Below are 19802 nucleotides of genomic sequence, written 5' to 3' on the forward strand. Positions count from 1 at the left end.
TGTTGAAGCCGTCGGACGTGAGTTCGATTTCACGTCCGATGCTTTAAGGAGCCTTCGATACGGCTCCCAGCAGCGTCATGACATGGCCTTCGCCCCATGTCGGCAGCACGAGGCGGGCATAGCCGGCCGCCGGGGAGCGAAAATATGTCGGGCTCTTCTGCGAGACCGCCATGAGGCACTGCTCCGTGAACTCCTCCAGGGGAGGCTTCTGCGGCATCTCGTCGGAGAACCGTCCTGCGAGTGCGGTGCCGTAATCCCCGACAATCGCCTCGCCCGCCGTCTCGAACCGGAACCTGTCGGGGTTCTCGAAAGCGGTCAGGAGAAGGAGGTTGGGCGAAAGGTCCGGCAGGCGGGACAGGTCCACATCGTCCGAGAACGGCATGGAATTCTCGCCCCGGATGAGATCCTTCCAATAATCCAGCACCTTCGCGAGGTCGGATTCGAGAGTTCCGGGCAGCGCGGAAGACAGAGCCGATGACATGTCCGATCTCACCTTGACGTTCGAGGATCCCACGAGAGGCAAAGCGCCGACCCAGGATGTAGCGCCTCGTTCGCAAAAGTGGACCCGGTTTCTCGCAGGAACGATGCGCGCTCTCGAAGGGGCATCCGATTCACTCCCAAAAGTGGAGGCCACTCCCTGCGTCCGATGCTAGGTTTCCCGCCTCATGCGGGTAGGGCTCCCGTCGCGCGCCCTATAACAATGCGGCGGGGACGAGCACATGGAGGTTGCGGGCGTGCCGGATATCGTAACGATCACCCTGAATCCGGCGCTCGATGTATCGACGAGCGCGGACGCGGTGGCGCCGACGGACAAGGTCCGCTGCGGCGCCGTCCGGCACGATCCTGGCGGGGGCGGGATCAACGTGGCGCGGGTCGTTCAGACCCTCGGCGGGCGCGCCCTGGCCGTGTTCCCGGCCGGAGGCCCGACCGGTGCGATGATCGAAGACCTCCTCGATGGAATGGACATCCCGGCGCGGAAAATTCCCATCGGCGGCGTCACGCGGGAGAGCTTCACGATCGACGAGCGCAAAAGCGGCCTCCAATATCGTTTCGTCATGCCGGGACCGGAGCTAAGCCCGAAGGAACGTCGGGCCTGCCTCGACGAGATCGCCCGTGCCGCCGAGGGCGCCCGGATGGCTGTCCTGAGCGGGAGCCTTCCTCCCGGGGTGTCGCCGGATTTCGTGCAGGAGACTGCCGATCTCGCCACGCGGGTCGGCGCGCGCTTCGTGCTCGACACCTCCGGAGAGGCCCTGCGTCATGTGAGATCCGGCGCATATCTGATCAAGCCCAGCCTTCGCGAGCTGCGGGAGTGGCTCGGGCGGGAGCTGAGAAGCGAGGCGGAGCAGGTCGACGGAGCCTACGGGCTGATCGCCCGAGGCGTTTCCGAGGTCATGCTCGTCTCGCTGGGCGCAGAGGGGGCGCTTCTGGTGACCTCGCAGGGATACGAGAGGTTGCCCGCCATCGACGTTCCCGTGTGTTCGGCGGTGGGGGCCGGGGACAGCATGGTGGCTGCCGTCTGCTTCGGGCTCGTCCAGGGTCTCGACCTGCGCAGCGCCGTGCGCCTCGGCATGGCGGCGGGGGCCGCGACGCTCATGACTCCCGGAACGGGACTGTGCCGACGGGAGGACGTCGAGCGCCTCTACGCGCAGCAAACCGCGTCGGCTACCATCGCTCCACTGAAGGCCATCCCTCGTTCCTGACCACCGCCACAGGCGTCTCACGCTTCGAGAAGCCATGGAGAAGCATCAGTGTCCGCCATCGAACCCTATCTGCCTCACACGCGGATTGCCTATCTTTCCATGGAGATCGCCCTCCGGAGCGAGATGCATACCTATTCCGGCGGGCTCGGCGTTCTCGCGGGCGACGCCGTCCGGTCGGCCGCCGATCTCAGCCTCCCGATGGTTTTCGTCACGCTTGCCAGCCGCCAGGGTTATCTGGGGCAAGAGATCGACGCGAAGGGCTGGCAGATCGACCATGCCGACGCCTGGGAACCCGAGGATTGGGCGACGCCTCTCCCGGACGTCATGGCCGCCACCATCGAGGGCCGCGATGTCTGGGTCCGTCCGTGGCTCTATGAATGGACATCGTCGCGCGGGCACAAGGTGCCCGTGATCCTGCTCGACACTCATAGCGACCGGAACGATCTGCCGGATCGCGGGATCACGCACAGGCTCTATGGCGGCGATGAGACGTACCGGCTCAAGCAGGAAATCATTCTCGGTATCGGGGGCGAGCAGGCCCTGAGGTCACTGGGTTTCGCAATCGATATCTATCATCTCAACGAAGGTCATGCCGCCCTTCTGCCGCTCGCGCTGCTGAAACGAGAAGCCCAGACCGCCACCACGGGGGATCATGACGTCGAAGCGGTGAGGAGACGCTGCGTCTTCACCACGCACACACCCGTCGAGGTGGGGCACGATCGCTTCGATTACGAGAACGTCACCCGCATTCTCGGAGACTTCATCGATGCGGATCCGTTGAAGGCACTCGCCGGAGAGGACCGGCTCAACATGACACGGCTCGCTTTGAATCTGAGCGACTACGTGAACGGCGTCTCGGCTCGTCATGCGGAGACGACACGGAGCATGTTTCCCGGATATCGCATTCATGCGGTCACGAACGGCGTTCATCCGGGGCAATGGACGCATCCGGCCTTCGCGCGCCTGTTTTGCCGGATCTCCCCGGACTGGGACGTGCAGCCGGAAACGCTCGCGGGCGCGGTTCACCTGTCCGACGATGACGTCTGGAGCGCTCATCTGGACGCCAAGGACGAGCTGATCGCCCTGGTTCGGGAGCGGACGGGACGTCACTTCGGTCACGATCTCCCGATCATCGGTTTCGCGCGCCGCATGACGGGATACAAGCGGGCCGGCATGCTGTTCAGCCAGTGGGACCGGCTAACGGACATCTTTCGGCGCCATCCGTTCCAGATCGTCATGTCCGGCAAGGCCCATCCCCATGATGAGGGAGGCAGGGAGCTGATCCACGATATCGTGCGCCGGGCGCATCACGCCGAAATTCCGGTCGCCTTCATACCCGGCTACGATCTGGACATTGCAAAACGCATCGTGGCGGGCAGCGATATCTGGCTGAACACGCCCCAGCCTCCGCTCGAGGCTTCGGGGACAAGCGGCATGAAGGCGGCGTTCAACGGCGTGCTCAATGTCAGCACGCTCGACGGGTGGTGGCCGGAAGGCTGCGACGAGGGCGTGACCGGATGGGGAATCGGGCCGGAAGGGGATTACGCCGAACATGCGCAGGTCCTGTACGAGAAGCTCGAGAGATCCATCCTGCCGCTCTACGCGGAGGATCGCCCTGGCTGGATCCGCATGATGAGACAGGCGATTGCCGGGATCGGGCCGGTGTTCAACACGCAACGCATGATGGAGACCTATGCCCGGGAGGCCTATCGGCTGCGTTAGAGCATCGGACGCGGGAAGTGGAATCCACTTTTGGGTTCGGATCCGATGCTCCCTTCTTGGAAAGAGCGCATCGTGCGGGCCCGGTTCATCGACGACGATCCCGAGCGTGCAATCGACGCCGAGGCAGGGTATCGTCTCAACCAGCATCGCTTCGCCGAAGGGAAATACGTTTCCATCCGGGACGAGGATAGGGAACTTCACGCCTTCAACAGAGTCGAAGCGCGGACTTTGAACGCGACCGAGAAAGTTGGAGGAGCACTGGTCATGTGGCGCTCGTGCATTGCTGTCGTCGCTGTCGTCCTGAGTGTCCAGTTCGCATCGGCCCAAGAGGGGCGCATTCAGCGCGGGCGCACATTCGTGCAGGCGAATTGCGCCATGTGCCATGCGGTCGGGCGCGCCGGCGAAAGCCCCCTCCAGGAGGCGCCGACGTTTCGCTCTCTCGGTCAGCGCTACCCGATCGAGGATCTGGCCGAAGCCCTGGCCGAGGGCATCATCACGGGCCATCCCTCCATGCCAGAATTTCAGCTCGATGCGGCTCAGGTCAACGATGTTATGGCCTATCTGGAATCGATTCAGGAGTAGTGGGCACGCTCCTGTTCGGAGTCCTGCACACGATGGTGATGCTTTTGCTGATCGTTACCGCGGTCGCGGCGCTCGCCTTCTGGCCGGAGAGGCGGCCGTTCAGGGGACGGCGGGGCCGCTGACGTGCGCAACGCGAAAAGGCGCAGCCGGATGCGACCGCGCCCTCGTCGAACCGGGAAGGGAAGCCTCCCTGCTACAGCCCCCAGCGCAGCACGAGCGGATCGAGGCGGCGGGCGATCTCGATGAGGCCCTTGCGGGTTTCGGGATGAAGCGGCTGGAGCGGATGGCGCACGAAGTCCGACCGGATCACGCCGCCTTCCTTCATCAGCGCCTTGGCGGCGGAGAGGCCGCACTGGCGGTTCTCGTAGTTGATCAGAGGCAGCCAGCGCTCATAGGCCACGAGGGCTCCCTCGCGGTTGCCGGCAAAGTAAGGATCGATGATCTGGCGGATGCCGTCGGGAAAGCCCCCGCCCGTCATCGCGCCGGTCGCGCCCGCATCGAGGTCGGCCATCAGGGTGATCGCCTCCTCGCCGTCCCAGGGGCCTTCGATGGCGTCGCCGCCGAGCGCGATGAGCTCGCGCAGCTTGCCGGCGGTGCCGGCGACCTCGATCTTGAAATAGGACACCTGGGCGATCTCGCGCGCCATCCGGGCCAGGAAGGCCGGCGACAGGGCGGTTCCGGCCATGGGTGCGTCCTGGATCATGATCGGAATGCTGATCGCATCCGACACCCGGCGGAAGAACTCGTAGATGCCGGCTTCCGCGACGCGCAGCGTCGCCCCGAAGAAGGGCGGCATGATCATCACCATCGCGGCGCCAGCCTCCTGCGCCCGCTTCGAGCGCTCGGCGCAGATATCGGTCGAAAAATGGCTCGTCGTGACGATGACGGGCACACGGCCCGCCACATGGTCGAGCACCGTGCGCATGACGGTCTCGCGCTCGGAATCGGTAAGCAGGAACTGCTCCGAGAAATTGGCCAGGATGCAGAGACCATCCGAGCCCGCATCGATCATGAAATCGATGGCCCGTTTCTGCCCCTCGAGATCGACCTGGCCGTTATCGGCGAAGATGGTCGGGACGACCGGATACACGCCACGATAGGGACGGATTGAAGACCTGCCGAGCGAAGACATTTTCTCTCCCTGCTGAACTGCTTGATTAAGTTAGCGATTAATGGTTGTCGCGCGGAACGGGCGCTCCGGTTTTTCCGACCAGGAAATCGAGGTCGGCCCCTTGGTCCGCCTGCATGACGTGATCGACATACATCTTCACATAGCCGCGGGAAGCATGGGCCGCCGGGGGCGTCCAGGCCGCGCGCCGGCGCTCCAGTTCCGCCGCCTCCACATGAAGATGCAGGCTGCGCGCCGCGACGTCGAGCGTGATCAGATCCCCGTTCTGCACCAGCGCCAGCGGACCGCCGGCGGCCGCTTCCGGGGCCACGTGCAGAACCACCGTGCCGTACGCCGTGCCCGACATGCGCGCATCCGAGATCCGGATCATGTCGCGCACGCCCTTCCTGAGCAGCTTCTGCGGCAGCGGCATGTTGCCGACCTCGGCCATCCCGGGATAGCCCTTCGGGCCGCAGTTCTTCAGCACCATGACGCAGCTCTCGTCGATGTCGAGGCTGTCGTCGTCGATCCGCTCGTGCAGCTCCTCGATGGTCTCGAAGACCACGGCCCGGCCGGTATGCTGCATCAGCCCGGGCGAGGCCGCGGACGGCTTGATGACGGCGCCATCGGGCGCAAGATTGCCGCGCAGGATCGCGATGCCGGCATCCGGCTTGAACGGCTGCTCGAACGGGGTGATCACCTCCCGGTTCCAGCAGGGCGCGTCCTTGACGTTGTCCCAGAGCGGCTTGCCGTTGACGGTCGGCGCCTCCTTGTGCAGCAGACCGCGCTCGCCGAGGCTCCGCAGCACCACCGGCAGGCCGCCCGCGTAGTAGAAATCCTCCATCAGGAAGCGGCCCGACGGCATCAGGTCGACGAGGCAGTGGATGTCGCGGCCGAGCCGGTCGAAATCGTCCAGCGTCAGGTCGATCCCGGCCCGTCCGGCGATCGCCAGCAGATGCACGACGGCGTTGGTCGAGCCGCCGATGGCGGCCAGGGTGCGGATGGCGTTCTCGAAGGCCGGGCGGGTCAGGATCTGCGAGAGAACCAGATCCTCCTGCACCATTTCGACGATGCGCCGGCCCGCCCGGCGGGCGAGGTGGTTGCGGCGGGCATCGGCGGCCGGAATGGCGGCATTCTCCGGCAGGCCGACCCCGAGCGCCTCGACCATCGCGGCCATGGTCGAGCCGGTGCCCATGGTCATGCAATGCCCGGCCGAGCGGTTCATGCCGCCTTCGGCCTCGTGGAACTCCTGGAGGCTGACTTCGCCGGCGCGCAGCTGCTCGCTCATCGAGATGATGTTGGTGCCCGAGCCGATATAGGTGCCGCGATAGACGCCGCGCAGCTGCGGCCCGCCCGAGACGCCGATGGTCGGCAGGTCGGCGGAGGCCGCGCCCATCAGCAGGGCCGGGGTGGTCTTGTCGCAGCCCATGAGCAGGACCACGCCGTCGAGCGGGTGGGCCCGCAGGGCCTCTTCCACGTCCATCGCGGCGAGGTTGCGAAACAGCATGGCGGTCGGCCGCATGGTGACCTCGCCGAGCGACGAGACCGGAAACTCGAGCGGGAAGCCGCCGGCATCCAGCACCCCGTATCGCACGTGCTCGGCCAGCGTGCGGAAATGGGCGTTGCACGGCGTCAGTTCGGACCAGGTGTTGCAGATCCCGATCACCGGGCGGCCTTCGAACTGATCCTGCGGGAACCCGCTGTTCTTCAGGAACGAGCGATAATAGAAGCCCATCTTGTCCTGGCGGCCGAACCAGGCCTGGCTGCGCAGCTGGCGTTTTTCGTCGTCGTTCATGTCGTGTCGCCTTAACAAATCGCGGCAGCGGCCCAGGGAAAATGATGAAATACGACTATCGTCGGATGGCTGGCACTGTCACTGCATATAATATGATAAATACGCGGCTGTTAAGGCTGCTAAAGTCTAAAATCATACAAAGCAGTGGGAGAAACGCATGAAGGCTCGTCATCTTCTGACGACAATCGGCATGGCTACGCTGATGTTGTCGTCGGGTGTCGCTTACGCCCAGAGCAAAATGACCGTGGGCTTTTCTCAGGTTGGATCGGAATCCGGCTGGCGGGCCGCGGAGACGAAGGTCTCCAAGTCCGAGGCCGACAAGCGCGGCGTCGACCTGCGCATTTCCGATGCCCAGCAGAAGCAAGAAAATCAGATCCGCGCCGTCCGTTCCTTTATCGCTCAAGGAGTCGATGCCATCCTTCTGGCTCCGGTCGTCGCCACCGGCTGGGACGCCGTTCTCAAGGAGGCCAAGGAGGCGAAGATCCCGGTAGTTCTGCTCGACCGCTCCATCGAGACCAAGGACGATTCCCTCTATCTCACGGCCGTGACCTCCGACACCGTCTATGAGGGAAAAGTAGCCGGCGAGTGGCTCGCCAAGGAAACCGGCGGAAAGTGCAACGTCGTCGAACTGCAGGGCACCGTCGGTTCCAGCCCGGCGATCAACCGCAAGAAGGGCTTCGACGAGGTCGTGGCCGCCAATCCCGGCATGAAGATCATCCGCACCCAGTCCGGCGACTTCACCCGCACGAAGGGCAAGGAAGTCATGGAAAGCTTCATCAAGGCCGAAGGCGGCGGGAAGAACATCTGCGCCGTCTATGCTCATAACGACGACATGGCCATCGGGGCGATCCAGGCCATCAAGGAGGCTGGCCTGAAGCCGGGCAAGGACATCAAGGTCGTCTCTATCGATGGCGTGCCGGACATCTTCAAGGCGATGGGCGACGGCGAGGCGAACGTGACGGTTGAGCTCACCCCCAACATGGCGGGCCCGGCGCTCGATGCTCTGATCGCGTACAAGAAGGATGGCACCGCGCCGAAGAAATGGATTCAGACCGAATCCAAGGTCTTCACGCCCGAGACGGCCAAGGCCGAGTACGAGAAGCGCAAGGATCTGTACTGAGCTTTCGACCACGGTGGCGGCAGGCGCGACGGCGCCTGTTGCCTCACAGGTTTCGCCGGAGACGGCGACGTCGCGGTGAGCGGGCAAGGCGGCATGCAGGCAATGAACGATCGGCCCGGTCTCCTTGAGATCAGCGGCCTCACAAAGGGATTTCCCGGGGTTCAGGCTCTCGATCGCGTGGATTTCACGCTGCGTGCGGGCGAGATCCACGGCCTTCTAGGCGAGAACGGCGCCGGCAAGTCGACCCTGATCAAGGTACTGACCGGGGTCTTCAGGCGCGATGCGGGAAGCATCCGCCTCGATGGCCGCGACATCGACGCGAGGGACCCCGCGGATGCCCTCTCGCTCGGGATCGGAACCGTCTACCAGGAGGTCAATCTCCTCCCTAATCTCTCCGTGGCGGAAAACCTCTTCATCGGTCGGCAGCCGCATCGTTTCGGCCTCGTCAGGACCGGCGAGATGCGCCGGCGCTCGGCCGAACTCCTCTCGACCTACGGCCTCGACATCAACGTGGCCGACCCGTTGGGCAGCTTTTCCGTCGCCGTTCAGCAGATCGTCGCGATCGCCCGTGCCGTCGATCTCTCCGCCAAGGTGCTGATCCTGGACGAGCCGACCGCCAGCCTCGACGCCCAGGAGGTCGGAACGCTCTTCGGTATTCTCCGCGACCTGAAGGCGCGCGGCATCGGGATCGTCTTCGTGACCCACTTTCTCGACCAGGTCTATGCTGTGTGCGACCGGATCACCGTTCTCCGCAACGGGCGGCTTGTCGGCTCCCGTCACATGGCGGAACTGCCGCGCATCGAGCTCGTCTCGATGATGCTGGGCCGCGAACTCGCGGCGGAAGCCCTCCACCGCAACCAGCGGTCCTCCGTCACCGGCGCTCCCCTCGTGGCGTTCGAGAATTACGGCCGACGCCGCCTCCTCGAACCGTTCGATCTGGCCGTTCGCTCGGGCGAGGTCGTCGGGCTCGCGGGCCTCCTCGGATCGGGCCGTACCGAAACGGCGAAGCTCGTTTTCGGAATCGAGAGGGCGGACAGCGGACAGGCTTATGTCGACGGCAAGCCCGTGCGAATCGCATCGGCCCGGGATGCGTCCCGGCTACGCTTCGGCTTCACCCCAGAGGACCGCAAGACGGAGGGCATCGTCGCGGAACTGTCGATCCGGGAGAACATCATCCTGGCCCTTCAGGCACAGCGTGGCTGGTTGCATAAGCTTCCCAGGCGCAAGCAGGATGAGATCGCAAACCGCTTCATCAGGCTGCTCGACATCCGCACTTCCGATGCGGAGAAGCCGATCGGCCTTCTCTCGGGCGGCAACCAGCAGAAGGCGCTGCTGGCGCGCTGGCTTGCGACCGAGCCGCGCTTTCTCATCCTCGACGAGCCGACCCGCGGCATCGATGTGGGCGCCCATGCCGAGATCATCCGCCTGATCGAACGCCTTTGCGAGGATGGCCTTGCCCTGCTCGTCATCTCGTCCGAGCTGGAGGAGATCGCGTCCTACAGTGACCGCGTCGTCGTGCTCCGCGACCGGAAACACGTGCGCGAGCTTTCGGGCGGCGATGTGAATGCCGATACCATCATGACGACGATCGCGAGCCACCAATGAGCAGCGTCATGCAGGCCGTCGCCCCTCGATCGCTTCCCAAGGGCTTGCCGCAGATCGCGGCGCTCGCGGTCGTTCTTCTCGTCAATTGGCTGGTGTTCCGCGACTTCTTCGCCCTTCGCCTCCAGGACGGGCGCCTCTTCGGCAGCCTGATCGACGTGCTCAACCGCGGTGCCCCGGTCGCGATCTTGGCGCTCGGGATGACCCTCGTCATTGCGACCCGCGGCATCGATCTCTCGGTCGGCGCGGTGATGGCCATTGCCGGAGCCATGGCCGCCACCCTGACGGCGCAGGGCTACCCGCTTCCCATGGCGCTGGCGGCGGCCGTCGGCATCGGGTTGGCTTGCGGCCTCTGGAACGGAATCCTCGTGGCGGTTCTCGAAATCCAGCCCTTCGTCGCGACCCTCATTCTCATGGTGGCGGGGCGCGGCTTCGCGCAGCTCATCACCGAAGGGAAGATCATCACCTTCGTCAGTGAAGGCTTCGCCGCGATCGGCAGCGGCTCCTTCCTGATGCTGCCGATGCCTGTCGTCATCGCGCTCGCGATGCTGCTCGTCACCCATCTCGTCGTCCGCTGGACTGCTTTGGGCCTGTTCATCGAAGCCATCGGCGCGAATCTGCGCTCGAGCGCCTATGCGGGCATCGGCACGAAGGCCGTCATCATCGCGGTCTATATGTGGTGCGGCCTGTGCGCGGCCATCGCGGGCCTCATCGTCACGGCGGACATCCGCGGCGCGGATGCCAACAATGCGGGTCTCTGGCTGGAGCTCGACGCCATCCTGGCGGTGGTCATCGGCGGAACGTCGCTCTTCGGCGGTCGGTTCAGCCTGGGCCTGTCGGTCGTGGGGGCGCTCATCATTCAGGCCATGAACACGGGCATTCTACTCAGCGGCTATCCGCCGGAATACAACCTGATCGTGAAGGCCTTCGTCGTGCTGGCGGTTCTGCTGGCGCAGTCGCCCGTCCTTGCGGCCTTCCGGGCAATCTGGAGAAGGGGTAAGGCATGATGCGCCGTCACCTGCCGGTTCTGATCACTTTGGCGGTGTTCGTCGCAGGCTACCTGATCTGCCTCGCGCAGTTCCCGAGCTTCGCCTCGACCCGCGTCATCGGCAATCTGCTCACCGACAACGCCTTCCTGGGCATCGTCGCGGTCGGAATGACCTTCGTCATTCTCTCGGGCGGGATCGACCTCTCGGTCGGCTCCGTCATCGCGTTCACGGGCGTCTTCCTCGCTGTGGCGATCGAGCGTTACGGCATCAACCCCTATCTGGCCTTCGGTCTGATCCTCGGGATCGCGGCTCTGTTCGGCGCCGGCATGGGCGTGCTGATCCATGCTTTCCAGCTTCCGGCCTTCATCGTCACGCTGGCCGGGATGTTCCTGGCGCGCGGCATGTGCTTCGTGCTTACGACGGATTCCATTCCGATCGATGCCCCGGCCTATGGCCAGATCACGGATATCGCGTTTCATCTTCCGGGAGGAGGGCGCCTGACCTTCATCCCGATGGCCATGCTCCTGGTCTTCGCAGCCGGCATCGTGCTGGCGCATTTCACGCGCTTCGGGGCGAATGTCTACGCTCTCGGCGGCAACCGGACGTCGGCACAGCTGATGGGTGTTCCGGTGGGGAAGACCACGGTCAGGATCTATATGCTGTCGAGTTTTCTGGCGGCCTTGGCGGGAATTGTCTTTTCTTTCTACACCTCTGCGGGCTATTCCCTCGCAGCAACCGGGGTCGAGCTCGACACGATCGCGGCCGTCGTCATCGGCGGCACGCTTCTGACGGGAGGCTCCGGGACAATCATCGGCACGCTGGTCGGGGTGCTCATCCAGGGATTGATCCAAACCTACATCACCTTCGAGGGAACCTTGAGTTCCTGGTGGACGAAGATCGCGATCGGGGCCCTCCTGTTCGCCTTCATCGTCCTTCAGCGGGGGCTGTCGGCGGCATCCATCCGGGCAAGGTAGGGGTAAGGCAGCTCATGGTTTTGGCAAACGATCTGCAGAAGCCCGCGAGAACGCGATCCGCCCACGATCTCGTGGCGCACGGCATCGGCCAGAACATCATGAGAGGGCGTTTTCCCGTCGGCAGCATCCTGCCGGGCGACGCCGAGCTGATGGAGCTGTTCGGCGTCTCGCGGACGGCCCTCCGCGAGGCCCTGAAGACCCTTGCGGCGAAAGGGCTCATCGAGTCCAAGACCAAGGTCGGCACGAAGGTCCTGGACCGGAACAACTGGAACATGTTCGATGCCGATATCCTCGAATGGCACCTCGAACTCGGGGTCGACGCGAAGTTTCTCGGGTGGCTTTTCGAGATCCGCCAGACGCTCGAGCCCTTCGCCTGCGCCACCGCGGCGCTGCGACGGAGCCTCAAGCAACTCGAGCACATGCGCAGCGCCCTTCAGGCGATGTATGGCTGCGCGACCAACCGGCAGGGCTTCACCAAGGCCGATCTCGCCTTTCATCAGGCCATCCTGGAGGCCTCCGGCAACCCGTTCCTGCAATCCATCGGCTCCGTCATCGGCGCGGCGCTTGCGACGTCCTTCACGATCAGCTCGCCCGTATCGAGCGATGACAGCTTCCGGAAGGTCATGGAGCAGCATCAGTCCGTCTTCGATGCGATCGAGCGGCAGGCCCCCCTGGCAGCCAGCCAGGCCATGTCCGCCCTGATCATGCAGGCTGCCGAGCGCATCCGGATCAAGCACGGACAAGACGCTCTCACGTGCATCGAAACCCACGCCTTTTCAAGCGATTAGACGAACTCCATCCCCCAGGGCCGGGCCGGACGCGATCAGCTCCAGGCCCTTCTCTATGGAAAATTGTATTATAGTATTATTGGGCGATTGAGCGCGTGACTTTCACGGGCAAATCGCCTGATATGCGATCCTCAAGGGCTCCTGCAGAAGAGCCCGCTCAGGATGCCGGCGCTTGGACGATCCTCTCCGGATGAGGGCGGCCCAGGCCGCCTAGGCCCGCCGTATCGGAACTCTAGATATGAGCCGGCACAACCATGGACCGCCCGGCTCGGCCATAGGATCATAAGGGAGAACGACCTTGAGGACTTTCACGACTGCAATCGCAGCGTTGGCGATCGGAGCTGCGGGCCTTCTCAACCCGGCTCTGGCGCAGGATAAGGGCACCGTGGGCGTGGCCATGCCGACGAAATCGTCCGCGCGCTGGATTGACGACGGCAACAACATGGTCAAGGCGCTGAAGGAGAAGGGCTACAATGTCGACCTTCAATACGCCGAAGACGACATTCCGAACCAGCTCGCCCAGATCGAGAACATGATCACCAAAGGCGCCAAGGCGCTGGTGATCGCCTCCATCGACGGCACCACCCTGTCGGACGCTCTGCAGCAGGCCGCCGACAAGGGGATCAAGGTCATCGCCTATGATCGCCTCATCCGCAATTCGAAGAATGTCGACTACTATACGACGTTCGACAACTTCCAGGTCGGCGTTCTGCAGGGCGGCTACATCGAGAAGGCTCTGGGCCTCAAGGACGGGAAAGGTCCGTTCAACATCGAGCTCTTCGGCGGCTCGCCCGACGACAACAACGCCTACTTCTTCTACAACGGCGCTATGTCGGTGCTCGAGCCCTACATCAAGAGCGGCAAGCTCAAGGTGCAGAGCGGTCAGATGGGCATGGACAAGGTCTCGACCCTGCGCTGGGACGGCGCCGTCGCCCAGGCGCGCATGGATAACCTGCTCTCCGCCTACTACACCGACAAGCGCGTGGATGCGGTGCTCTCACCTTATGACGGCCTGAGCATCGGCATCATCTCCTCGCTGAAGGGCGTCGGCTACGGTTCCGCCCAGCAACCCATGCCGATCATCACCGGCCAGGATGCCGAAGTGCCTTCGGTGAAGTCGATCCTCGCGAAGGAGCAGACCCAGACGGTCTTCAAGGATACCCGCGAGCTCGCCAAGGTCACGGCCAACATGGTCGATGCCGTTCTGTCGGGCAAGCAGCCGGACGTGAACGACACCAAGACCTACGAGAACGGCGTGAAGGTCGTTCCGGCCTACCTGCTGAAGCCGGTCAGCGTCGATGCCTCGAACTGGAAGGAAGTTCTGGTCGGCAGCGGTTACTACAAGGAAGACCAGTTCAAGTAAGGCTTGAACGGGTGAGGGACCCTGCGCCGTTGCGCAGGGTCCTTGCTCATTTCTGAAAGGCTCCGCGCCTTGTCCTCGAGTTGCCTGAGGTGTGAGCGATGAACGCGATCCTTGAGATGCGGGGGATCACCAAGACGTTTCCGGGCGTGAAGGCGCTGGACGACGTCAACATCACGGTGAAATCCGGCGAGATCCATGCGCTGGTCGGCGAGAACGGTGCCGGAAAGTCGACGCTGATGAAGGTCCTGAGCGGCGTCTATCCGCACGGCTCCTATTCCGGGCAGATCGTCTACGAGGGGCAGGAGCGTCGTTTCAAAGGCATCGCCGACAGCGAAGAGCTCGGCATCATCATCATCCACCAGGAGCTGGCCCTCGTGCCGCTTCTGTCGATTGCGGAAAACATCTTTCTCGGCAACGAGCAGGCGACATACGGGGTCATCGACTGGTCGGCGGTTTTCGCCCGCACGAAGGAGCTGCTCAAGGTCGTGGGCCTCGACGAGGCGCCCGATACCCTGGTGACCAATATCGGCGTCGGCAAGCAGCAGCTCGTGGAAATCGCCAAGGCCCTTTCCAAAAGGGTCAAGCTGCTCATCCTGGACGAGCCTACGGCGAGCTTGAACGAGAAGGACAGCGACGCGCTCTTGAACCTGCTCCTGCAGTTCAAGGCGCAGGGCATTTCCTCGATCCTGATCTCGCACAAACTCAACGAGATATCGAAGGTCGCCGATTCCATCACCGTGCTCCGTGACGGCGGCACGGTCGAAACCCTGGATTGCAAGGCGGAGGCGATCAGCGAGGACCGGATCATCCGCGGCATGGTCGGGCGGACCATGGCCGACCGCTACCCGAAGCGGCAGGCGGATGTCGGAGAGACGATCTTCCAGGTCGAGAACTGGTCGGCCTACCATCCCCTTCATTCGAACGTGCAGGTGGTCAAGAACGTCAACCTGAGCATCCGGCGCGGCGAGATCGTCGGCATCGCAGGCCTGATGGGCGCGGGCCGGACGGAATTCGCCATGAGCCTCTTCGGCCGCAGCTACGGTCAGAACGTGTCCGGCCGGGTTCTCTTACGCGGCAAGGAGATCGATGTCGGCACGGTCGAGAAAGCCGTTGCGAACGGGATCGCCTACGCCACGGAGGACCGGAAAACCTACGGCCTCGTTCTCGAAGAGGATATCCGCAAGAACATCACATTGGCGAATCTCGAAGGGGTATCGAGCAGGCTCGTCATCGACGACATCAGGGAGCTTGCCGTCGCCAACGACTACCGGGCGAGGATGCGGATCCGCTCCGCCAACGTCTTCCAGGAAGCGGTGAACCTGTCGGGCGGCAACCAGCAGAAGGTCGTCCTGAGCAAGTGGCTCTTCTCCGACCCGGAGATCCTCATCCTGGACGAACCGACCCGTGGAATCGACGTGGGCGCCAAGTATGAGATCTATACGATCATCAACGGGCTGGCCGAGGCCGGCAAGGGCGTCCTGCTGATCTCGTCCGAGATGCCGGAGCTGCTCGGCATGTGCGATCGGATCTACGTGATGAACGAGGGGGCGATCATCGCGGAGCTCGATGTCGCCGAGGCCTCACAGGAAAAAATCATGCATGCTATCGTCAAGTCGGGGAGGCGCTGAGATGGATACGAGAACCGCCGACGAGCTTCACGTGTCCCAGCCGACGTCTTGGCTGGACTTCGTCAAATCCCACTTCCGAGACTACGGAATGCTGCTGTCGCTCCTGGCGATCATGCTGTTCTTCCAGGTCGTGACCGATGGCACCCTGTTGCGCCCGCTCAATCTCACGAACCTGGTTCTGCAGAACAGCTACATCGTCATCATGGCGCTCGGCATGCTGCTCGTCATCGTGGCAGGCCATATCGACCTCTCGGTCGGCTCCATCGTCGGATTCGTCGGCGGCCTGGCCGCGATCATGATGGTCCGGTGGGGCATCGATCCCGTCACGACGACGATCGCATGCCTTGCCGTCGGCGGCCTGATCGGCGCGGCCCAGGGCTACTGGGTGGCCTATTTCAAGGTACCGTCCTTCATCGTGACCCTTGCGGGCATGCTCGTTTTCAAAGGGCTGACGCTGGCCCTTCTCGGCGGCATGTCGGTCGGACCGTTTCCGGTCGTGTTCCAGCGTCTCAGTTCCGGCTTCATTCCCGACGTCTTCGGCGGGGAGGGGTTCAACTACACCGCCCTGTTCCTCGGCGTGGCAAGCGTCGCGGCCTTGGTTTACTTCAGCGCCCGCAGCCGTGCGAACCAGCTCAAACACAATGTGGGGACTGCGCCCTTCGGCCTTTTCGTCTTCAAGAACGCTCTCCTGGCGGTCCTCGTCGTCGCGTTTTGCTATCTGCTGGCGACCTACCGGGGCCTGCCCAACGTTCTCGTCATCATGGCGGTGCTGATCGCGCTCTATGCCTTCGTGACCAACCGCACGACGATCGGCCGGCGCATCTACGCTCTGGGCGGCAACGAGAAGGCGGCTAAACTCTCGGGCATCAAGACCGAGCGGCTGACGTTTCTCACTTTCGTGAACATGGGGGTGCTCGCGGGGCTCGCGGGCCTCATCTTCGCCGCGCGTCTCAACACGGCGACCCCGAAGGCCGGTCTCGGCTTCGAGCTCGATGTCATCGCGGCCGTTTTCATCGGCGGCGCATCGGCGACGGGCGGCGTCGGAAAGGTCACCGGGGCCGTCATCGGCGCCTTCGTCATGGGCGTCATGAACAACGGCATGTCGATTCTCGGAATCGGGATCGACTATCAGCAGGTCATCAAGGGCCTGGTGCTGCTCGCAGCCGTGTCCCTCGACGTCTACAATCGGAAGAAGTAACACAAGGCCACGCTCCATAGCGGGACATATTAGGCTTAGACCGGGCGGCCTTGCCGTCTTGCCTTTCAGGAGGGAAGGGCGCATCTGGGCCTGCACAGGGAACGGAGAATGCAAATGACGAAGAATTACATTGCGGGCGAATGGGTTGGGGCGTCCGAGGCCTCCCCGAACCTCAACCCGTCCAACACCCAGGACGTGATCGGCGAGTTCGCCCGCGCCTCGGCCGCCGAGGCGCAGGCCGCCATCGATGCCGCCTACGAGGCGTTCCCGGCCTGGGCGCATTCCTCCATCCAGACCCGCCACGACCTCCTCAAGGCGGTCGGCGACGAGATCCTGGCCCGCAAGGACGAGCTCGGCCGCCTGCTCTCGCGCGAGGAGGGCAAGACCCTGCCCGAGGGCATCGGCGAGGTCGCCCGCGCCGGCCAGATCTTCCAGTTCTTCGCCGGCGAAACCTTGCGCATGGCCGGCGACAAGCTGGCCTCCGTGCGCCCGGCCGTCGACGTCGAGATCACCCGCGAGCCGGTCGGCGTGGTCGGCCTGATCACGCCCTGGAACTTCCCGATCGCGATCCCGGCCTGGAAGATCGCGCCGGCGCTCGCCTACGGCAACACCGTGGTGTTCAAGCCGGCCGAGCTGGTGCCGGCCTCCGCCCATGCGCTCGCCGAGATCATCATCCGGGCCGGCGTGCCGGCGGGCGTGTTCAACCTGGTGATGGGCAAGGGCTCGGTGGTCGGCGAGGCCATGCTGCAGAGCCCGAAGGTGGCCGCGATCTCGTTCACCGGCTCGGTGCCGACCGGCCGCCGGGTCGCCCAGACCTGCATCACGGCCGACCCGATGAAGAAGGTCCAGCTCGAGATGGGCGGCAAGAACCCGATGGTGGTGCTCGACGATGCCGACCTGACGGTGGCGGTCGAGTGCGCCGTCAACTCGGCCTTCTTCTCGACCGGGCAGCGCTGCACCGCGTCCTCGCGCCTGATCGTGACGGAGGGCATTCACGACCGCTTCGTGGCCGCGATGCAGGCGCGCATGCAGGGGCTGGTGATCGACGATGCCCTGAAAAGCGGCACCCAGATCGGCCCGGTGGTCGACCAGAGCCAGCTCGACCAGGACCTGAAATACATCAGGATCGGCCAGGACGAAGGCGCCCGGCTGGTGGCCGGCGGCGAGCTGTTGAAGCGCGAGGCGCCCGGGTTCTATCTTTCGCCGGCGCTGTTCACGGAGGTGGACAACCGCATGCGGGTGGCGCGCGAGGAGATCTTCGGGCCGGTCGCGACGGTGATCCGGGCCAAAGACTATGACGAGGCGCTGGCGATTGCCAACGACACGCCGTTCGGGCTGTCGTCGGGCATCTGCACCACGAGCCTGAAGCATGCCGGCCACTTCAAGCGCCATGCCGAGGCCGGCATGGTGATGGTCAACCTGCCGACCGCGGGCGTCGACTATCACGTGCCGTTCGGCGGCCGCAAAGGTTCGTCCTATGGGCCGCGCGAGCAGGGCCGCTACGCGCAGGAGTTCTACACCACGGTCAAGACCGCTTACACCTTCGACGGCAACGGACCTTACGTGCCCAAGACCAAGGGCAGCGAATAAACCCGACTCAGGGCGTTGCAGCATCCGTGTACTGCAACGCCCTGGCCGATGCACATCCAGACGAGAGTTCCATGACCCAGACGATTTACGGCTCCCTGAAGGACAAGACGATCCTGATCACCGGGGGCGCCAGCGGTATCGGCGAGAGCATTGCGCGGTCCTTTCATGCGCAGGGCAGCAAGGTCGCCATCCTCGATTACAATGCGCAAGCCGGTGAGGGATTGGCGAGGGAACTCGGCGAGCGGGTGCATTTCGAGCACAACGACGTCCGCGATGTCCCGGCCCTGCAGGCCGCCATCCGCCGCGCGAGCGAGGCACTCGGCGCCATCACGATTCTGGTCAACAACGCGGCGAGGGACGATCGGCACACGGTCGATCAGGTCACCCCGGACTACTGGCGGGAGCGGTTCGCCACGAACCTCGACCATCAGTTCTTCGCGGCCCAGGCGGTGCTTCCGGACATGGAAAAGGCCGGTGAGGGATCGATCATCAATATGGGCTCGACGAGCTACATGGTAAGCGATGATTCCTTCGTGGCCTACAAGACGGCGAAGTCCGCCGTGGTCGGCCTGACCCGCGCCCTGGCCCGGGAGTTGGGGCCCAAGAACATCCGCGTGAACTGCATCGTGCCCGGTTGGATCATGACCCAGCGTCAGATCGACCTCTGGCTCACTCCGGAAGGAGAAAAGGAGTTGCTGAAGCGGCAATGCGTCAAGCGTAAGCTGGTGCCTCAGGACATCGCGAATTTCGCCCTTTTCCTCGGCTCCGACGATTCGAGCGCAATGTCGGCCCAGACCTATCTCGTGGACGGCGGCTGGGTCTGAGAACGCTGTCGCGCCATTCTCCAGTGACCGAAAGCCGGCCTTCAGGCCGGCTTTTCGTTTGGGACAGCGCGCGACATCCTTGGGAACTGAGGATACGGCCGTTGGCTCGGGAGCCGAGGCAGTGTCGCAAGTTTCCCGCAAGCATGGAATCCCATGCTGGTTCCCGGCAGAGCAGATTCGGCTCGCGGGGGGACTTCAGATGGCGACCTTGTTGACCTGTGCGGTGATTGCATCGATGGCGGGGCTCATCGTTCCCCCGACCTTCAAGATCATGAGCATGGATCGCAATGGAAGGATGGAACTGCGCGGCGGTAGGACCGCCTTTGCGCCAGAATAACCGGACCCGGTCCGGACATCTTTCTGTCCGTCCTGCTCGCGCAGGCGAGGTCGCGGATTGCTGCAGCATCGGACCAAAAAGTGGATTTGCACTTTTGGGATCCATCCGATGCGTTCTCCTCGGATGAGAGCATCGCTTGCTGCGAAAAACCGGGCCCACTTTTTCGCACGATGCGCTAGTGCGGTCCGCTGGGTCCGCACGATGCTCTAGGCAGCGCTTCAGTCGGAATCGAGGCTGATGCCGTCTCTGGTCCAATTCCAGACCGTGTAAAGCGCGCCGTTGCGATCGAGAACATAGACGTTGTGGTGCGCCGACGCACCGGCGCGATAGGCCGAGGTCACGGCGAACCTGAGCGCAGTGGTCCGAAAATGGAAGGCACCGAGGTCGCGGCCCTGGTGCAGGACAGACCAACGTCGGTCGCGGTATGCAACGCAATACGCTTCGTGGGGCATTCAGGCTCCTCCGAAGTGGTTTAGTCGTCG

The 19802-nt window shown here is 63.9% G+C and carries 17 protein-coding genes; 13 read left to right on the forward strand and 4 right to left on the reverse strand.

Annotation, left to right across the window (positions count from 1 at the left end; all coding sequences use genetic code 11):
• Window positions 1-43: 43 nt before the first annotated feature.
• Window positions 44-481, reverse strand: a complete 438-nt coding sequence (locus AB8841_RS18575) for a hypothetical protein (RefSeq protein ID WP_370437298.1) — start codon at window positions 479-481, stop codon at window positions 44-46.
• Between the two features lie 253 nt (window positions 482-734).
• Between AB8841_RS18575 and AB8841_RS18580 the strand changes: the two genes are divergently transcribed.
• From AB8841_RS18580 to AB8841_RS18590, 3 genes are all read left to right on the forward strand, one after another.
• Window positions 735-1700 carry a 1-phosphofructokinase family hexose kinase gene (locus tag AB8841_RS18580; RefSeq protein WP_370437299.1) on the forward strand — a complete coding sequence of 322 codons (966 nt, stop codon included), beginning with the start codon at window positions 735-737 and terminating at the stop codon, window positions 1698-1700.
• A gap of 48 nt (window positions 1701-1748) precedes the next feature.
• Window positions 1749-3422, forward strand: coding sequence for an alpha-glucan family phosphorylase (gene glgP, locus AB8841_RS18585; RefSeq protein WP_370437300.1), 1674 nt, complete (start codon window positions 1749-1751; stop codon window positions 3420-3422).
• Between the two features lie 264 nt (window positions 3423-3686).
• Window positions 3687-4004, forward strand: a complete 318-nt coding sequence (locus tag AB8841_RS18590; RefSeq protein ID WP_370439306.1) for a cytochrome c — start codon at window positions 3687-3689, stop codon at window positions 4002-4004.
• A gap of 193 nt (window positions 4005-4197) precedes the next feature.
• Here the strand turns inward: AB8841_RS18590 and AB8841_RS18595 are convergent, their stop codons facing one another.
• Both AB8841_RS18595 and AB8841_RS18600 read right to left on the reverse strand, forming a co-directional pair.
• Entirely contained in the window at window positions 4198-5136 is a 939-nt protein-coding gene (locus tag AB8841_RS18595) for a dihydrodipicolinate synthase family protein (protein ID WP_370437301.1), read from the reverse strand.
• A gap of 37 nt (window positions 5137-5173) precedes the next feature.
• Window positions 5174-6907 carry an IlvD/Edd family dehydratase gene (locus AB8841_RS18600; protein WP_370437302.1) on the reverse strand — a complete coding sequence of 578 codons (1734 nt, stop codon included), beginning with the start codon at window positions 6905-6907 and terminating at the stop codon, window positions 5174-5176.
• Window positions 6908-7064: 157 nt separating this feature from the next.
• On the opposite strand from AB8841_RS18600, the gene ytfQ reads away from it, so the two are divergent.
• The 10 genes from ytfQ to AB8841_RS18650 all read left to right on the forward strand — a co-directional run bounded on the left by ytfQ (window position 7065) and on the right by AB8841_RS18650 (window position 18983).
• Entirely contained in the window at window positions 7065-8027 is a 963-nt protein-coding gene (ytfQ, locus tag AB8841_RS18605; protein WP_370437303.1) for a galactofuranose ABC transporter, galactofuranose-binding protein YtfQ, read from the forward strand.
• Between the two features lie 102 nt (window positions 8028-8129).
• Complete coding sequence (gene ytfR / locus AB8841_RS18610; RefSeq protein ID WP_370437304.1) at window positions 8130-9632, forward strand: galactofuranose ABC transporter, ATP-binding protein YtfR; 1503 nt, start codon at window positions 8130-8132, stop codon at window positions 9630-9632.
• Window positions 9633-9640: 8 nt separating this feature from the next.
• Complete coding sequence (ytfT, locus tag AB8841_RS18615) at window positions 9641-10636, forward strand: galactofuranose ABC transporter, ATP-binding protein YtfT (RefSeq protein ID WP_370439307.1); 996 nt, start codon at window positions 9641-9643, stop codon at window positions 10634-10636.
• Window positions 10636-11592 (forward strand): galactofuranose ABC transporter, permease protein YjfF, encoded by a 957-nt coding sequence (gene yjfF, locus AB8841_RS18620; RefSeq protein ID WP_370439308.1) that lies wholly within the window; start codon window positions 10636-10638, stop codon window positions 11590-11592. Before ytfT ends, yjfF begins: the two co-directional genes overlap by 1 nt.
• Before the next feature lie 14 nt (window positions 11593-11606).
• Window positions 11607-12380, forward strand: a complete 774-nt coding sequence (locus AB8841_RS18625; RefSeq protein ID WP_370437305.1) for a FadR/GntR family transcriptional regulator — start codon at window positions 11607-11609, stop codon at window positions 12378-12380.
• 319 nt (window positions 12381-12699) lie between these two features.
• Complete coding sequence (gene chvE / locus AB8841_RS18630; RefSeq protein ID WP_370439309.1) at window positions 12700-13743, forward strand: multiple monosaccharide ABC transporter substrate-binding protein; 1044 nt, start codon at window positions 12700-12702, stop codon at window positions 13741-13743.
• Between the two features lie 98 nt (window positions 13744-13841).
• Window positions 13842-15371 carry a multiple monosaccharide ABC transporter ATP-binding protein gene (gene mmsA / locus AB8841_RS18635; RefSeq protein WP_370437306.1) on the forward strand — a complete coding sequence of 510 codons (1530 nt, stop codon included), beginning with the start codon at window positions 13842-13844 and terminating at the stop codon, window positions 15369-15371.
• Window position 15372: 1 nt separating this feature from the next.
• Entirely contained in the window at window positions 15373-16569 is a 1197-nt protein-coding gene (mmsB, locus tag AB8841_RS18640) for a multiple monosaccharide ABC transporter permease (RefSeq protein WP_370437307.1), read from the forward strand.
• Between the two features lie 108 nt (window positions 16570-16677).
• Window positions 16678-18159, forward strand: coding sequence for an aldehyde dehydrogenase family protein (locus AB8841_RS18645; protein ID WP_370437308.1), 1482 nt, complete (start codon window positions 16678-16680; stop codon window positions 18157-18159).
• A 71-nt stretch (window positions 18160-18230) separates the two neighbouring features.
• Window positions 18231-18983, forward strand: a complete 753-nt coding sequence (locus AB8841_RS18650; protein WP_370437309.1) for an SDR family NAD(P)-dependent oxidoreductase — start codon at window positions 18231-18233, stop codon at window positions 18981-18983.
• 555 nt (window positions 18984-19538) lie between these two features.
• Here the strand turns inward: AB8841_RS18650 and AB8841_RS18655 are convergent.
• Window positions 19539-19772: a hypothetical protein gene (locus AB8841_RS18655; protein WP_370437310.1), complete on the reverse strand. Its 234-nt coding sequence runs from the start codon at window positions 19770-19772 to the stop codon at window positions 19539-19541.
• Between the last annotated feature and the right edge of the window lie 30 nt (window positions 19773-19802).

It is taken from the genome of Microvirga sp. TS319 (genome assembly GCF_041276405.1).
GTDB lineage: Bacteria > Pseudomonadota > Alphaproteobacteria > Rhizobiales > Beijerinckiaceae > Microvirga.

Excerpts from the sequence above, each read along its gene's own strand:
- AB8841_RS18645 (WP_370437308.1), top strand. The coding sequence starts at position 16,678 with ATGCAAATGACGAAGAATTACATTGCGGGCGAATGGGTTGGGGCGTCC.
- ytfQ (WP_370437303.1), top strand. The coding sequence starts at position 7,065 with ATGAAGGCTCGTCATCTTCTGACGACAATCGGCATGGCTACGCTGATG.
- AB8841_RS18590 (WP_370439306.1), top strand. The coding sequence starts at position 3,687 with ATGTGGCGCTCGTGCATTGCTGTCGTCGCTGTCGTCCTGAGTGTCCAG.
- mmsA (WP_370437306.1), top strand. The coding sequence starts at position 13,842 with ATGAACGCGATCCTTGAGATGCGGGGGATCACCAAGACGTTTCCGGGC.
- yjfF (WP_370439308.1), top strand. The coding sequence starts at position 10,636 with ATGCGCCGTCACCTGCCGGTTCTGATCACTTTGGCGGTGTTCGTCGCA.
- ytfR (WP_370437304.1), top strand. The coding sequence starts at position 8,130 with ATGAACGATCGGCCCGGTCTCCTTGAGATCAGCGGCCTCACAAAGGGA.
- AB8841_RS18625 (WP_370437305.1), top strand. The coding sequence starts at position 11,607 with ATGGTTTTGGCAAACGATCTGCAGAAGCCCGCGAGAACGCGATCCGCC.
- AB8841_RS18595 (WP_370437301.1), bottom strand. The coding sequence starts at position 5,136 with ATGTCTTCGCTCGGCAGGTCTTCAATCCGTCCCTATCGTGGCGTGTAT.
- AB8841_RS18655 (WP_370437310.1), bottom strand. The coding sequence starts at position 19,772 with ATGCCCCACGAAGCGTATTGCGTTGCATACCGCGACCGACGTTGGTCT.
- ytfT (WP_370439307.1), top strand. The coding sequence starts at position 9,641 with ATGCAGGCCGTCGCCCCTCGATCGCTTCCCAAGGGCTTGCCGCAGATC.
- AB8841_RS18575 (WP_370437298.1), bottom strand. The coding sequence starts at position 481 with ATGTCATCGGCTCTGTCTTCCGCGCTGCCCGGAACTCTCGAATCCGAC.
- AB8841_RS18600 (WP_370437302.1), bottom strand. The coding sequence starts at position 6,907 with ATGAACGACGACGAAAAACGCCAGCTGCGCAGCCAGGCCTGGTTCGGC.
- mmsB (WP_370437307.1), top strand. The coding sequence starts at position 15,373 with ATGGATACGAGAACCGCCGACGAGCTTCACGTGTCCCAGCCGACGTCT.
- AB8841_RS18650 (WP_370437309.1), top strand. The coding sequence starts at position 18,231 with ATGACCCAGACGATTTACGGCTCCCTGAAGGACAAGACGATCCTGATC.